A 14396-nucleotide genomic window follows, 5' to 3' on the forward strand; every position below is an offset into this window, starting at 1 on the left:
GTGTTCTCCTGTCGGGTGCGTGAGCGCCCCCAGCGCCGGATGGTGCGATGGGCCGCCGGGTATGCGTCTATTTGACCACCGGTTGCATGGTCGCAATCGGAATCAGGAATTCGGAGAAGCCGGTCAGCATGATCTGCACGCCGATGCACAGCAGCAGAAAGGAAGATACACGCATGGCGACCTTGGTTCCTTCCACGCCGAGATACCTGGCGAAAATCACCGCGCGGCTGTACACCAGATAGACCGTGACGGCCACCGCCACCGAGATCACCACCGACGCGATGCTCGAAATCACGAACGCCGAGAGCTTGTGCGTGCGGTTCGCGGTCAGCGCAATGGCGGTGGCGATCGAGCCCGGCCCGGTGGTCAACGGAATGGTGAAAGGGAAAAACGCCTTGGACATCGCATTATCCGCATCCACCCGTTTGACCGCCGGCTGCTCGCCCGGCTGCGTGTCCGGTGCGTTGAGCATCTGCCAGCCACCCACCGCGACGGCGAGACCACCGCCGATGCGCAGCGCCTGCATGGAAATGCCGAAGAAATGCAGAATCGGCGTGCCGATAAAAAACGCCACCAGCAGCACGCACAACACGTTGATGGCGATTTTACGAGCCAGCTGCGTGCGTTCTTCCTTGCTCAGCGAAGCCGTCCGGTCAAGGAAGACAAAAGCAATGCCGATTGGATTGATGATGCTGATCAGCCCGGTGAAGCCAAACAGAATGTCCGGGATCAGACTTTCGACCATATGCGTTTCCGTGTCGAGCGGCGGCTCGGGTAGTTCGTCTGCGCACCCGGCACGCCGCGCCATGTTGATAAGACCGGACTCTCTCCGGCGATTCAGGTGATTCAGGTGATTCAGGTGATTCAGGTGATGCTCGCGTTGCGTGGCGAGATGATATCGCGGCGCGCCAGCCGCAACCGTAAAAAAGCCACATTCCGCCGGGCTTGCCGCAGCGCGCCACGCCTTGCAGCGCAGCAACCGGCGCCGTAAAGATGCGCCCACAACTTTCAGAAAGCCTACACTTTTTTGACCTGCTTTACGCGACCAAAGCATCAGGCATACAGTCCCCAGCGAAGCCGCACTTTCAACGAGACGTACTTACCGGTTCGAGGAGTTGCCCCCATGTTGCTTCGTGTCCTTGCCGCGCTGCCATTTATCGGCATTCTGCTCGGCGTCCCGTTTGTGAATCGTGTCGAGCCGCTCGTGCTCGGCATGCCGTTCGTGCTTGCCTGGATCGTCATGTGGGTGGTGCTCAGTTCGATCATCATGGCGATCATCTACCGTATGGATCCATCCAACCGTCAGCTTGCCGTGGACGGCGAGGAGGCCAGTTCATGAGCGCACTCATCATCATTGCGGCGATTACGCTGTTTGCGCTTTACCTGGGCGTGCGCGCGAGGCGCGGCCACGACATGAGTCTCGAACAATGGACCGTGGGTGGACGCAGTTTCGGCACTGCCTTCGTGTTCCTGCTGATGGCCGGTGAAATCTATACGACCTTCACGTTCCTCGGCGGCAGCGGCTTTGCTTACGGCAAGGGCGCGCCGGTTTACTACATTCTCGCGTACGGCACGCTTGCCTACATTCTCTCGTACTGGATGCTGCCGCCCATCTGGCGTTACGCGAAGAAACACCGGCTCGTCTCGCAGCCGCACTTCTTCACGCGCAAATACGAAAGCCCCGCGCTGGGTACGCTCGTCGCACTGGTCGGCGTGGCCGCGCTGATTCCGTACCTCGTGCTGCAACTGAAGGGGCTCGGCATTATCGTGGCAACGGCCTCGTACGGCGCGATTTCGTCGACGGCGGCCGTGTGGATCGGCGCGTGTGTGGTGACGGCTTATGTGATCGTCTCCGGCGTGCGCGGTTCGGCGTGGAATTCGGTGGTGAAGGATCTGCTGATTCTGGCGATCGTGCTGTTCCTCGGCATCTATTTGCCGCTGCACTACTACGGCGGCTTCAGCGACATGTTCCGCGCAATCGACGCCGCCCGCCCCGGCTTCCTGACCTTCCCGGCCAAGGGTTCGAGCGTGACCTGGTTCCAGTCGACGGTGCTTCTGACGGCGCTCGGCTTTTTCATGTGGCCGCATACGTTCGGTTCGATTTTCACCGCGAAGGACGAACGCATTTTTCGCCGTAACGCGATGGTGCTGCCGCTGTATCAGTTGATCCTGCTGTTCGTGTTCTTTGTGGGCTTTGCCGCGACGTTGAAGGTGCCGGGTCTGAAGGGTGGCGACATCGACCTGTCGCTGTTCCGCCTCTCGTTGCAGACCTTCGACCCGTGGTTCGTCGGCGTGATCGGCGCGGCCGGGATTCTGACCGCGCTGGTGCCGGGCTCGATGATCCTCACGTCCGCTTCCACGCTGCTCGCCAACGACGTGTATCGCGGCATGGTGAGCCGCAACGCTTCGGACGCCACGGTGGCGATGCTCGCGCGTGTCCTCGTGCCGGTGGTGGCGCTGGTGGCCGTCGCCTTCACGCTGCAAGGCGGCGAAACCATTGTCGCGCTGCTGCTGATGGGTTACAGCTTTGTGACCCAGCTTTTTCCCGCGGTGATCTGCAGCCTGCGTCCGCATAATCGCGCGACCAAACAAGGCGCATTTTGCGGGATTGTGGCGGGCGTGGCGGTAGTGGCCGTGACGACGACCATGCATCTGAGCATCGGCCAGTTGATGCCGTTCCTGCCCGACGCGTTGAAGGACGTCAATATCGGGTTCCTGGCGCTGGCGGTGAATATCATCGTCTTCGCGGCGGTGAGCGCGGTGACGCAGCCGCGGCCGGTCGAGCAGACGCATGCGCCGGTGCATTGAGGGGGGAGCGGGTTGGAGGGGGGGGTCACGGTACGGTGACCCCGCCAGAGCGCTCGAACGCGCGCAGAACGGACCGTTGAACTCAAGGCCCAGAGTGACCAGTTGCGCAACGTATGGCGCGCTCAAATCACGGGACGCTGAAACAAGCGACTGGCGCAACCGGCGAAGCTCCGCCATCCCGCGGCTTTATCTACGGATGGGACTCGCCGAAGGGTGGATCGAGCATGCTGGCTTCACACCGGGGGCAGCACGTGAGAATCACCGATGAACACGGGCGGCTGACTATTACTGCCGAGTAGACGAACGAAGGCCGCTCACGCGGCCCTTCGTTCTATGTAAATCTATAATTGTATAGATTTATAAGAAAGTATCTTATCCACAATCTCCTCTGAAGATAAATCCTCATATTCCTTCTGAAAGATGTATTCCATTGCGTATGGATCAATTGTATTTTTTGTCAGCATATCAATATCGAGATCCGCCTCTTCCTCGGAGGAATACGTTGATTCCTTTATTCTATTCACCAATGCAATCAAATCATTTCTTTCCATGACCACCTCTAATAATGGTAAGAAGAATCAAGAATTTCCGCGTGATAGCGTGGCGTCACGATAAGCAAATTATCCGTGTCATAGACTCGACCTCCATGCTGAATTGGCTCTATATGATGCAAAACGTAAGACGTGTTTTTTCCTACACCTTGCGTCACTGAAGCTTTTTGGTGCCAGCCCATCGCTCATTCTCGAAACGTTTAACTTCGAAAACTGACTGATCAGGTCTGTATCTTTAGGCACTGCCTTCCAAAATCCTGATCTGAAATGATCGAAATCCCTAAACTTCTGTCCTCTCAATTGATCCGCTATTGATCCGCTATTGATCCGCTATTGATCCGCTATTGATCCGCTATTGATCGAGGGAAAACGCCCGCGTTCCCATGCGTACCACGTAACCATCAACCCTGCGTAACATTCTGCCCACGCCCTGCGGCTTCGCCTGGCGTGCATCGAAGCCCCCACGGATCAAGCCAGCCGAGTGGATTGGGCGCATATTGATACAGATTCACCCCGCCCGCCAACCCAATCGGATCAGGCGTAGTAAACCTCCCAATATCCGGATCATAATACCGCAGCGTGTTGTAATGCAGCCCGTTTCCCGGTCCAGATACTGCCCCTGGTACCGCAATTCTGGCGCACCGCATAGCTCTCCGGCTCGCTCTCGCACACGGTGTTGTCCCACAGTTGGTACTTCGCCTGCCACACGATCCGCCCGTCCGCGCTGGTTCGCGGCCCGGCTTGAAGGTACACAAACTAAGACTTCAGTCTTCACAACGGACAAAGATCCATCCTTTGTATGAGTCCAGCCTCCCAATCGGCTCCTTCGTTCGTACAAGCTCTATTTGCTACCGCTGGAACTGAGGGCACGATGCCATTATTTCCGTAACAGCCACATCTATTGCATCATAATCGTCATCATTCGGGTCTCTAGAAAAATATCCATATATGGATATAAGATCACCAGAATAATCGTATGCAATCGCTCGCACACCTTCTTTTATTGCCCCCAAAAAAGATGTGAGAATAATTAACTTCAAATCTGCTTCGCTCATCTTTATTAATCCGCATCAAGGTATGGTGTCAGGCAGCGCAGGTACAATGTGGGCACCATTTTTGCCACTATGGATTACGCCCCAAGATGTCGGGTACTAACGCCACTCGGATCTATATGGGTACCAATTTCATCGCCAAAATTAACCCTGACTTTATTGTCATTTATTGGTCTTGATGTCACCACGCTTCCAGCATGATAGCGGTCCAATAGCGCTTGAGCATCCGAATTCAGTATGCTTTTCCCTTGAGTATAGTTGTTATGTCCTGGGATATGTTTCCCTTGGGCTCCCTCATGAATTTCAGTGGAAATGCAAGTTAGCCCCAGTGGATCAATCCACTCCAATGTGTTGGGCGCAAATTGATAAACTTTTTACCCTGAGTGTTGATTCGCCATCGTTACCGCCAAGTAGATGAACAAAGGGCCGCGTCTGCGGCCCTTTGGCACTCCCCGAACATTTAATCGACAACCTCAACGTCGGGATTTAATTTCTCATAAATCCCTATAGCCTCTGCGCCGATATTTGAAATTGCATAAAGTCCACATGGCTCGCTTTTTTCACAAACCTCGCCACTATCATCAATATAACGATTTTTTAGTCGATCATAAAAACAATGGCTTGAAAATACATTCATATCAAAGTCATTTAGATGACCTGTATTTCGAAAACCTCCACCACCTCTCCAGTCCATTTCCGTAACAAGAGCGGGCGGTACGATCAATCTTTCCTTATTTCTAAGGAAATTAAAATTTTCATCATTTCCAAATTCACTGTAAAGATAGATTACACAGAGCTTTTCCTTACCGTACCTGAAATCATCTTTTACAACTAATCCAGGAATAAATCCTATTCCCCTCATATACATGACAAAGAGGTCTCCTTTCTTAGGCTTTTCTTTTTTTCCTCCTTCCAGAAGACCAATTACATCTCTCATTTGCACTTTTTTCATTCGAGTAAATGCCCCCACCCATTATCCATGAACCAATTTCTACCCCACGAAACCGCATCTTTGTACAAAGCACGACCAGGATCGATACTATTTTCAACGTTCTTAAATATTCCACGCTTGGCATCAGTTATAGCCTGCTCAACCGATCTCGCTTCGTTTCTTAGCAGTTGTCCGGTTTCATTGGTAAGTAAGTCGAGCTTATAACCAAGGCTGTCGGCATATCGTTGCCATGGATTTTTCGATATTCCGACATAGTTAGGATCATTCTTCCCTACGTTCCTCAGATATACGTCTGCTTCACCACGACTTCTGGCAACCCAGCTTTCAAATGATTCTGTCTTGGGGTCGGTCGTTTCACAACTCAACCCCCACGGATCAATCCACCCAACCGGATTGGGCGCATATTGATACTGGACACACCACCGCGCCCGCGGCAGCCCTTCATGCCTTGGGAACACATCGACAGGTGGTTAGGCGCGAAGTCATTCTTCAAGGCCGGCCAGCGCTTCCATGTCTCCATTGACTGTACCCGCCACCGCCTCACGGTGCCCCCGAATACGATGATACCGCCAGAGCGCGCAGCACGGTCCATTGAACTCAAGGCCCAGAGTGACCAGTTGCGCAGCGTATGGCGCGCGCAAATCACGGGACGCTGAAACAAGCGACTGGCGCAACCGACGAAGCTCCACCATCGCGCCGCTTTATCTACGGATGGAGCTCGCCGAAGGGTGGATCGAGCATGCTGGCTTCACACCTAGATGCAAATCTTAACTGCAAACAAGAGCATTCATTTCGCTAAAACTCACCTCAACATCTGGATAATCGCCATCCTTCGCATAATATTGCAATAACACTTTTCCTAAAGCAAAATCATATGTCAGGCAAATCAAATTCAATCTTATTTCTTGCATTTCCCTCGCTTCAAAATTGTCGAAAATTATTTTCGCAATTCTATTGCTGCCCGCAATAGACTCCTTCAAAGCTGCCAATGCATGATGTTCCATCATCCTTTTTCCAGAATTTTTTCACAATGGGAAAGCTGTTCTCACCCGTCCTTTCGAATCAAAAAATAATTTTATTGTATTGGTTGCAACACCATCAACATTTTCCCCAATATTTCTGGAAAACTGATATATCAAATCCTTGCCATTTGCTGACACAGAGCTATTTTCAATAACCTCTTCCATATACTTGGTTATCATCTTCAGGCTATTCGTACCAAACTTGCTCGTCCCTATTTGAGATAGCATCCTTTGCATGTCCACTCAATACAAGCTTCATAACCGACATTTCCCTTTCTTTGTACTGGAATTTTTTCTGAGGATTAAATGTGGCATCACACGATAGCCCAAGCGGATCAATTCACTTCAGTGGATTGGGCGCATACGCATATTCTCAAAAATCAGGACTGCGGGTAGCCAGTCTCCCAACTCTTTGAAAAATCAGATTCTTTTACCCCGTATTTTTCTTCGCAAAATCTTAATAAACATCCATAATCATCAAATACAAAATAGTCAAAATTCATTGTATTTTCAAAAAATAGCTCACTATTTCCGTGAAATATTTTTTCAACAACGAAAACCTCCAACTTGTACAACCAGACCACTTCTTCGCAAGGAATATGACCAAGACGCTCCACTTCCGGATAGAGATCTTTGATTTCAAAAATGCCGCGCCCTATCAAATCACGATCCCTCTCCCTCATGTATTCAATTGGCCTTATTATTAAAAATCGAGAAGCATCACCACCGTCAATCATAACTTCGCAATAAGCGCCATCTTTATCACCGCGCATACTCGAAGGGAAAGGCGCATGCCGATTCATAAACATAATCCACCTCCAATTCTGTCAGTAGAATATCCGAATGATTGACCCATCAAAATTGTGAATTTGCAGGTGATCTCCAAGCAAGGCATGATCTCCTGGATTGGCTCCCGCATTGGCGGCATCCCAATGGTATGTTCCCTCTCTCTGGAAAGCACCACGTCCAGCCGGAAGCCAATCCGACGCATTATGTGGAATTGAGCCCGGCCCCACCACTTTTTCTGGATCAAATAGATCCCTCGGAAATTCCTGCCCCGTTGTATTTCTAAACGCTCCTCGCCTTCCAGCTGGCCCACTTGTATAAGCCCTGAGCAACTCTTCCGCCTCTGCTTTAGAGCTAACTGTTACCGTTGCACCTTTTCCACGCGAAAGTTGGTTTTCAATATCTTTTAAGTTGCTGGTGCAACTCAATCCCATCGGATCAATCCACGACATGGGGTTCGGCGCATACCGATACAGATTCACCCCACCCGCCAACCCAATCGGATCAGGCGTAGTAAACCTCCCAATATCCGGATCATAATACCGCAGCGTGTTGTAATGCAGCCCCGTTTCCCGGTCCAGATACTGCCCCTGGTACCGCAAATTCTGGCGCACCGCATAGCTCTCCGGCTCGCTCTCGCGCACGGTGTTGCCCCACAGCTGATACATCGCCTGCCACACGATCCGCCCGTCCGCGCTGGTCAGTTCCTCCGGTGCGCCATTGATATCCGTGTGATAGTAATAAATGCTATGCCCGAGCCCGTTGCGGCCATCAATCCGGGCCACCGGCTCGTAACTGCCTTCGCCGTTGTACAGGTACAAGCTATCGGCGCCGTCCGCCCGCACCTCCTGCACCATCCGCATACCGTCCCACAGAAAACGGGTCCGCCCGAAAGGCTGTCCATCCCCGTCCATCGCAAACTTCGCAACACGCCGCCCCACCGCGTCGTACGCGTAACCGTAGCGCCGAACCGGGCCACCGGTCTGCTCGATACTCACTTCCACCAACCGGTGTTCCGCGTCATATCGATAGCGTTGCAGCCCCGCCGCTGTCAGCCGGCTCGCCGTGCGTCCGTGGGCATCGTATTCGTAGCGTCGATCCCGAAACCGCAGCACCCGGTTGAAACGCACCACGTTGCCTTCCCGCTCAACCGGAGCCGGTTCGCCTTTCACGCGTGCACGCTCCCGCACTTCCACGAGATTCGCGGCCGCGTCGTACTGCAGCGTGTCCCAGTACGCCTCGTTATGGCATCCGCTGATGCGCCCGCTATCGTCATAGCGATACACGGTTTGCTGCTGCAAGCTGTGGCGCTTGCTCACCAGGCGGTCCAGCGCATCGTAGTGGTAGCCGCGGTCGATCACCCTGTCCGGCACCACGCCATTCATGCCGCGATAACTCTGCCGGCGCGCCAGCCGCCCGTTCACGTCGTACAGGCTGCGCGTGTCCAGCTTGCCCTGACTGCGTAGCACTTCACGATGCAAACGGTCGCGCTGGAAGTCGCTGACCGTTTCGCCGTCCACATTGATCTGATGCAGGTGGCCGCTGCCGTAATACAGATGATTGATCGTGCGTCCATCGGGCAGAGTCGTTGCGATCCGGTTGCCCAGCACATCGTATTCGTGACGCAGTTTCCCCTGCGACGTCGCTTCCTCCAGCAGTCGCCCCAGACGGTCGTAACGGAATGCGATCACCTCCACGTCCCGCTTACGCGGCGCGTCGTGCCGCTTGCGTGAGATCGTCAGCAGGTTGCCGCTGGCATCGTAGTCGTGGAAAGTGATCGCATCGGGCGTGTACCGGCCAATCAGGCGGCCGAGCGCGTCACGACCGAACGTATGCTCGATCTGTGCGTCGCCGCCGGCGGCGTATCGCACCGCCGCCACCTGATCCAGCGCGTCGTAATCCGTCTCCTGACGCCGGCCATCCAGATCCGTCTGCCGCGTCAGGCGGTTTTTCGCGTCGTAGGCAAAGCCGTAGCGTTCGCCGTTCTCGTTGACTAGCGCCAACAGCCGTCCGTAGCTGTCGTACTCGAAGCCCACGCGATGCCCCGCACCGTCGATGCGCGCCTGCACCAGGCCGCGCCGATCACGCTGATAACGGGTAGTGCGTCCGCTGGCATCGGTATGTGTCAGCAGCCGTCCGGCCGCGTCCACGGTGAAACGCTCTTCCCTGCCATCGGGATGCACCATCGTGACGAGTCGCCCCAACGCATCGCGCCGATAGCGGGTGCAGTCGCCTTCGGCATTGGTCACGCATTCGAGTGCGCCGCGCGCGTCGTAATAGAACGCCGTCACCGAACCTGAACAATCGGTATGACTGCTCAACTGGCCATCTTCATTCCAACGCAGATGGCGCTCGCCGCCGCGCGCGTCGGTGATCATCATGACCTGTCCGTGTGCGTCGCGGTGATAGAGCGTACGTTGCATCAACGGGTCTATCGTGACGATGCGGTTGCCGCGCTCGTCGTAGAAATGCCGCCACGTATTGCCGCCCGTGTCCGCTTCGAGCGTGGGAAGCGCCCACACCGGATGCCATTGCGTCTGCTCCACCCGGCCGAGCGGATCGGTGACCGCGCTCACGCGGCCGGCTTCGTCGTAATCCCAACGCCATACGCCGCCCTTCGCATCCGTCACGGCCAGCAATTGCCGCTCGCGACTCCACTCGAAGCGCGACACGTGCCCGAGTTCGTCTTCGAAGCAGGTGATCTGATACAGCTCGTCCCATTGCCGGAACGTGCTGCGCCCCAGGCTGTCGCGTACCCGCAGGGTGCGCGCCTCGATCTGATAGTCCAGCCAGTAGTGCTCGCCGGTATCGGTCCAGTGTTCGACGACGCGCCACTCTTCGCCATCAGGGCCGTCGAAGCGCCCCCAGCCATAGTGGCATTCCATGCCCGCCGGCAGCCGGTGCATCACCATGCGATGGCCGGCATCGTACGCAAACTGACGCAGAATCGTATCGTCACGGTTGCGCACCTCGGCCAGATTGCCGTCAGCGTCATAGCGATAGCGCACGAGCACGTCGCGCTGTTGCAGATCTTCGCCGTAGAGCCGCTCCAACCGGCTCACGCGGTATGGATGTACCGGCTCCTCATAGTGAAGCCGCACACACTGATGACCCGTGCTGTCGGCGATCGCCTCGAGCCGGCCGGCATCGTTGTAGTGCAGCCGCAATGCATTGCGATTGCGATCGCTCAACTGCAACAGGCGCTGACGTTCGGCATTGTGCGGATCGGGCTCGAACACGCGGTAAAGACCTTCGTCGCTTTCCACCAGCCAGTGGCCCGCAGCACTGCGGCGAACGCTCAGGCCTTCACCCGGGCTGCGGAATCCCTGGCCCGGCCGCACCGCCTGCAGATTCACCCGCCGCCCGGTTTCGTCGATGAAGGTCCAGCAGTCGGTATCTTCCGCGCCCGGTGTCGCCTCCATCGCCACTTCGAACGGCACGCTCCAGCCGGTGCCGAACATACCGCCGTGACGCTCGTCGCGGCTGTTGTAAATACGTTGCCAGTCCAGCGCAAAGGGTCCCGGCAGACTGAAGTCGAGGTCCTCCTCGCCGGCGAGATATTTGGCGCCCGTTGCGGCATTCACCGGTTGCAATACGGCATTGCTGGCGCGGTGGTACAGACCGCGCAGTGCGTCGCCGGCTTTCTGCGTGAGGACGCTTACACCGGTGCCAAACAGGAAACAGCCAAACTTCGAGGTCGCGCTGCCCTTGCCCATGAAAGCAAGAACCACCGCAATCATTAGCGCAATGGGCGATTTGCCGCTGCGAATTTCACGCACGACGGCAAGCGGTCCGCCGATCCTGACATCGGGTGAAACATCGGCGCCGCTGGCGGGCTCGTCCACCACCTTTGCTTCGCAGGTGGTACGGGCGCCGCTGCGGGCGGCGGGCTGGCCGTTGATGGTGACGTGCTTCACGCCCTCGGCGATGTATTCCGATGCGCCGTTGATCGCGCTGACCGCTTTCAGCCCGGCATCCAGCGCACCCATGCCGGATACGGCATTGAAAAACACCGTGCCGGCAGACGCATTGGCAACGTCCTCGGCCATCGCCGTGATGGAACTGGGGTGTTTCTCGCAATGCACCTTGTCGTCCGGACAGGGATTCGCGGGCTCCGGCGCGGCCACTGCCGGGCGCCACATCTGCGAAATGAAAGCTTGTCCCCACTGCAATGCCTCGCCCGCGATATCGATGATCGACTGCTGCCTGGGCGGTGCTTCCGCGGCGGCCTTCACCTGCGCATCGATCTCCTCCTGGGTCAGCAGAATGCCGGCCGCGCGCGCCGCACGTTTGCCGTTGACGTACGTGTCAGCCGATCCGCTCGAAATATGTCCCTGAACGGTCGGGGGAAATATCGCGTTACCGACATCGGAACAGAACGAAGATATGCCTTCGCTCAGGCCCGACGCCGACATGCCGATACCGACGCCCACACCGACGACCAGTCCCACCGCGAGACATGCGCTGGCACCGAACGTGAATGGAGCAGCGGCAATGGCGGCTCCCACGGCGAGATCCACCGCAAGCATGATGGCCGCATTGATTGCCACGTCGAGCACGCCGCCCGCGATATCGGCCATCAGCGACGTATGCAGCAGCGCGTCGCCCTCGCGGGCGGCCCAGAACGCCTCTCCCATGACGTCCCCCGTCAGCCGCGCGTGGCACTGCGAAAATCGATACTCGCCTTGATGGCGCTCCAGTGTGCCGCGTCGGTGTCGGTCAGCGCGGTGGCGCGTGTGTAGCTCAGCGCCATCATCGTGCGCGTGCCGGGCAGCAGCCACGCCAGCTGATACTGATATACCGGCTCCTTGCCGCGCATGAAGCGGTTCTGCATCTCGAAGCCGGCCACGTCCTGCTGCGGGCCGATCGTGACAGGCTGCTTCGCGCTGTAATGCAGTTCGGCCACCTGATCGGCCAGCCGGCGCATCTGCTCGTCGAGACTGCTTTCGAGCGTTTCGCCGTCTTTCAACGCACCGCGGCTGATAACGAGGTTCGCGTTCAATTGCGGCAGCCGGATCACATTGAAACTGCTATCGACATAGCTGTCGTCGGGCAGCGTGAACGCCGCCTCATTGGTGTAATAACGGGCTTGTTGCATCAAGATGAATGGTCGTGGATGGAGTCGGGGGATAACTACTTTTTCGGAAAGACGGCGTCGACGTGCGACTGGATGGATGCTTTCTCACCGGAACCGTGAGGCGCCACGCCTTCCTGTTTGCCACCCATATTCAGGTCGAGGTTTCCTGCCTGCGCATTGATCTTTCCGCTCTGCTTCGCGGTAATGTTGAAGTTGTTGCAGGTGACATTGATCTCCCCGTTGCTCTTGAGCTCGATGATGCTGTCGCCGCAGGAAAGCGTGATGCTGTCGCCCGCTGCGCATAGCAGATTGTTCAGAACCTCGACCACCCGGTCTTTGCCGACGAGTGTCCCGTCATCGGCCTTGACACACCGCTGGCGCGTGTCGCCGATCGTCACGAGCTCGTTTCGCGCAACCGTTCTGACGCGGTCGTTACCGACCGTATGCAACGCATCATTCTCGACCTCGGTACGCATGTCGCGCTCGGCCTGCAGCCATAGTTCCTCCGCGCCTTCCTTATCTTCAAAGCGGATCGCGTTGGCTGTGCCATAGTGGCCTTTCATCGAACGGGACAGCATGCCGCTTTGCGTCGCGTTGCCCGGCAACTCCCACGGCGGCATGGAGGCGGCATTGAACACGCGCCCCGTCACGATGGGCCGGTCGGGATCGCCATTCTCGAAATCGACGATCACCTCCTGACCCACGCGCGGTATGTTCACGCCGCCGAAGTTGCTGCCCGCCCACGGATACGACACCCGCACCCAGCACGATGAGTTCTGGTCGTTCACGGGTGAATGGTCCCAGTGAAACTTCAGCTTCACCCTGCCGTATCTGTCGGTCCAGATTTCCTGGCCGGGCGGCCCCGTCACGATCGCGGTTTGCGGTCCGGTGGTGCGCGGCTTCGCCACCGTGCGGGGTGCGCGGAACATCGTGGTGGCCGGCTGCAACTCGAACGTCGTGTCGATGCGGTATTGGCCCGCGCCCGTTTGCTCGCCGGTTTCTTCCGCCAGCAGCTTCGCGCCGATCACGAGGTATTCCCGGTTTGCCGCCTCCTGCGGATAGCCCGCGAGCGTAAAGGTCGTGCCGCACACCACGTTGCGCAGATGCCCCCTGCCCGTGGCACGCTCGCCCCGCGCGCGGATTTCCTCCATGCGCACGCGCGCGAACTGCGCGCCGTCTTTCGCGTCCGTATAGTCGCCCGGCCATTCGTAGACGCTCAGCCGGTTATGCGCTGTCTTCTGCGGCAGCGCGTTCTTTACCGCCAGATCCGCGCCCGGTTGCGTGAAGTCGAAGTCGTCGGTCGTCCAGACGCCCGACTGGATGCAATCGGTCGTCTGGAATTCCTCGATGTACTCGCGGTCGATCTTGTGTCCCGGCGGGTAGTACCACAGCGTCTGGTACGCGAGACTCTCCACGGGTTTGTGCGCACCGAGATTGTCGACCAGCACCATGCGGTGAAAACTCCTGCTGTGCTCAAAGAACCAGTAGATGCCGTGTTCGGCCATCAGGCGCTGGATGAAAGCGAAGTCCGACTCGCCGTACTGAACCTGATAGACCAGGTTCGAATACCTGCCGCCCAGACGCTTGACGTAGGAGTAGAGATAATTGCTCTTGAGCACCTCGTCGATGATCTCGACGACTGTTTTGTTCTGGAAGATCCGGTAGTCGGTGCGCCGCTCGGCAAGCACGATCCACGGCTGCATCTTCAACCGGTAGAGATACTGGCGGTTCAACTGGCTCACCAGACTCGCCGCGGTCACAATGCCGCTGATCTCACGCATGCCGGCGCCGAAATTCGCCGCGCCACTGGCGCCGGCCATACCCGGCACGAACGTCCCCATGCCGTCGAGCTGGATGGTGACCGTCAGTTCCCCGCCGATCATCTCCTTCAGGTCGAAGTTGGCGGCCGTGCTGTCCGGCAGCAGCGAATCGACGGGCGTGACGAGGCTCAGCTCGTATTCGTAGATCGTCGACAGGGTTTCCTCCCCTGCGATGGCGCGTAGCTGCAATGCCGGCTCGCCGTCGGGCAAGGTCGGCAGCATCGCGCCGCTGACCGTCAGGGTGCGTCGCGTTACGAAGTTCAGCATATGCCGTACCCATGCCGTGCAACCGGCTTTCCGCAGGTGTCGCTGGACGCGTCGCGCTTAC

Annotated in this window: 17 protein-coding genes and 1 pseudogene; 3 read left to right on the plus strand and 15 right to left on the minus strand. The window is 57.0% G+C overall.

Going from position 1 to position 14396, the window contains the following annotated elements; all coding sequences use genetic code 11:
• Positions 1 to 67: 67 nt before the first annotated feature.
• Positions 68 to 745 (minus strand): MarC family protein, encoded by a 678-nt coding sequence (locus tag BXE_RS30565; RefSeq protein ID WP_011491983.1) that lies wholly within the window; start codon positions 743 to 745, stop codon positions 68 to 70.
• A 378-nt stretch (positions 746 to 1123) separates the two neighbouring features.
• On the opposite strand from BXE_RS30565, the gene BXE_RS30570 reads away from it, so the two are divergent.
• Positions 1124 to 1339, plus strand: a complete 216-nt coding sequence (locus BXE_RS30570; protein ID WP_011491984.1) for a DUF3311 domain-containing protein — start codon at positions 1124 to 1126, stop codon at positions 1337 to 1339.
• Positions 1336 to 2808, plus strand: a complete 1473-nt coding sequence (locus BXE_RS30575) for a sodium:solute symporter family protein (protein WP_011491985.1) — start codon at positions 1336 to 1338, stop codon at positions 2806 to 2808. Before BXE_RS30570 ends, BXE_RS30575 begins: the two co-directional genes overlap by 4 nt.
• A 341-nt stretch (positions 2809 to 3149) precedes the next feature.
• Here BXE_RS30575 and BXE_RS30580 read toward each other — a convergent pair whose 3' ends face one another.
• The 12 genes and pseudogenes from BXE_RS30580 to BXE_RS30595 form a co-directional block, all read right to left on the minus strand.
• Positions 3150 to 3359 (minus strand): hypothetical protein, encoded by a 210-nt coding sequence (locus BXE_RS30580; RefSeq protein ID WP_011491986.1) that lies wholly within the window; start codon positions 3357 to 3359, stop codon positions 3150 to 3152.
• 8 nt (positions 3360 to 3367) lie between these two features.
• Complete coding sequence (locus tag BXE_RS48250) at positions 3368 to 3481, minus strand: hypothetical protein (protein ID WP_407668642.1); 114 nt, start codon at positions 3479 to 3481, stop codon at positions 3368 to 3370.
• Positions 3438 to 3686, minus strand: coding sequence for a hypothetical protein (locus BXE_RS48255; RefSeq protein ID WP_407668643.1), 249 nt, complete (start codon positions 3684 to 3686; stop codon positions 3438 to 3440). Before BXE_RS48255 ends, BXE_RS48250 begins: the two co-directional genes overlap by 44 nt.
• A 74-nt stretch (positions 3687 to 3760) precedes the next feature.
• Positions 3761 to 4006 carry an RHS repeat-associated core domain-containing protein gene (locus BXE_RS47935; RefSeq protein ID WP_167540890.1) on the minus strand — a complete coding sequence of 82 codons (246 nt, stop codon included), beginning with the start codon at positions 4004 to 4006 and terminating at the stop codon, positions 3761 to 3763.
• A gap of 201 nt (positions 4007 to 4207) precedes the next feature.
• On the minus strand, positions 4208 to 4414 hold the full coding sequence (locus BXE_RS44660) for a hypothetical protein (protein WP_011491988.1): 207 nt from the start codon (positions 4412 to 4414) through the stop codon (positions 4208 to 4210).
• A gap of 15 nt (positions 4415 to 4429) precedes the next feature.
• A pseudogene (locus tag BXE_RS48260) lies at positions 4430 to 4507 on the minus strand (polymorphic toxin type 50 domain-containing protein); the annotation flags it as partial.
• Positions 4489 to 4758 carry a polymorphic toxin type 50 domain-containing protein gene (locus BXE_RS48265; RefSeq protein ID WP_011491989.1) on the minus strand — a complete coding sequence of 90 codons (270 nt, stop codon included), beginning with the start codon at positions 4756 to 4758 and terminating at the stop codon, positions 4489 to 4491. The pseudogene BXE_RS48260 and the gene BXE_RS48265, both read right to left, overlap by 19 nt.
• Before the next feature lie 113 nt (positions 4759 to 4871).
• Positions 4872 to 5348 carry a hypothetical protein gene (locus BXE_RS46055; RefSeq protein ID WP_148223026.1) on the minus strand — a complete coding sequence of 159 codons (477 nt, stop codon included), beginning with the start codon at positions 5346 to 5348 and terminating at the stop codon, positions 4872 to 4874.
• Positions 5349 to 6130: 782 nt separating this feature from the next.
• The gene (locus BXE_RS30590; protein ID WP_011491993.1) at positions 6131 to 6370 is read right to left on the minus strand and encodes a hypothetical protein; all 240 of its coding nucleotides are present in this window, start codon (positions 6368 to 6370) and stop codon (positions 6131 to 6133) included.
• An 18-nt stretch (positions 6371 to 6388) separates the two neighbouring features.
• Positions 6389 to 6550, minus strand: coding sequence for a hypothetical protein (locus tag BXE_RS46990; protein ID WP_199577123.1), 162 nt, complete (start codon positions 6548 to 6550; stop codon positions 6389 to 6391).
• A gap of 215 nt (positions 6551 to 6765) precedes the next feature.
• On the minus strand, positions 6766 to 7188 hold the full coding sequence (locus BXE_RS46060) for a hypothetical protein (RefSeq protein WP_148223027.1): 423 nt from the start codon (positions 7186 to 7188) through the stop codon (positions 6766 to 6768).
• A gap of 24 nt (positions 7189 to 7212) precedes the next feature.
• A complete protein-coding gene (locus BXE_RS30595; protein WP_202798770.1) occupies positions 7213 to 11160 on the minus strand; it encodes an RHS repeat-associated core domain-containing protein in 3948 nt (1315 codons plus the stop codon).
• A 13-nt stretch (positions 11161 to 11173) separates the two neighbouring features.
• On the opposite strand from BXE_RS30595, the gene BXE_RS46995 reads away from it, so the two are divergent.
• Positions 11174 to 11509, plus strand: a complete 336-nt coding sequence (locus BXE_RS46995) for a hypothetical protein (RefSeq protein WP_202798771.1) — start codon at positions 11174 to 11176, stop codon at positions 11507 to 11509.
• A 310-nt stretch (positions 11510 to 11819) separates the two neighbouring features.
• Here BXE_RS46995 and BXE_RS30600 read toward each other — a convergent pair whose 3' ends face one another.
• The gene (locus BXE_RS30600) at positions 11820 to 12269 is read right to left on the minus strand and encodes a DUF1795 domain-containing protein (RefSeq protein ID WP_011491997.1); all 450 of its coding nucleotides are present in this window, start codon (positions 12267 to 12269) and stop codon (positions 11820 to 11822) included.
• 35 nt (positions 12270 to 12304) lie between these two features.
• Positions 12305 to 14335: a type VI secretion system Vgr family protein gene (locus BXE_RS30605; RefSeq protein ID WP_011491998.1), complete on the minus strand. Its 2031-nt coding sequence runs from the start codon at positions 14333 to 14335 to the stop codon at positions 12305 to 12307.
• Positions 14336 to 14396: the final 61 nt, after the last annotated feature.

Source organism: Paraburkholderia xenovorans LB400, from assembly GCF_000013645.1.
In the GTDB taxonomy this organism is placed as follows: Bacteria; Pseudomonadota; Gammaproteobacteria; order Burkholderiales; family Burkholderiaceae; genus Paraburkholderia; species Paraburkholderia xenovorans.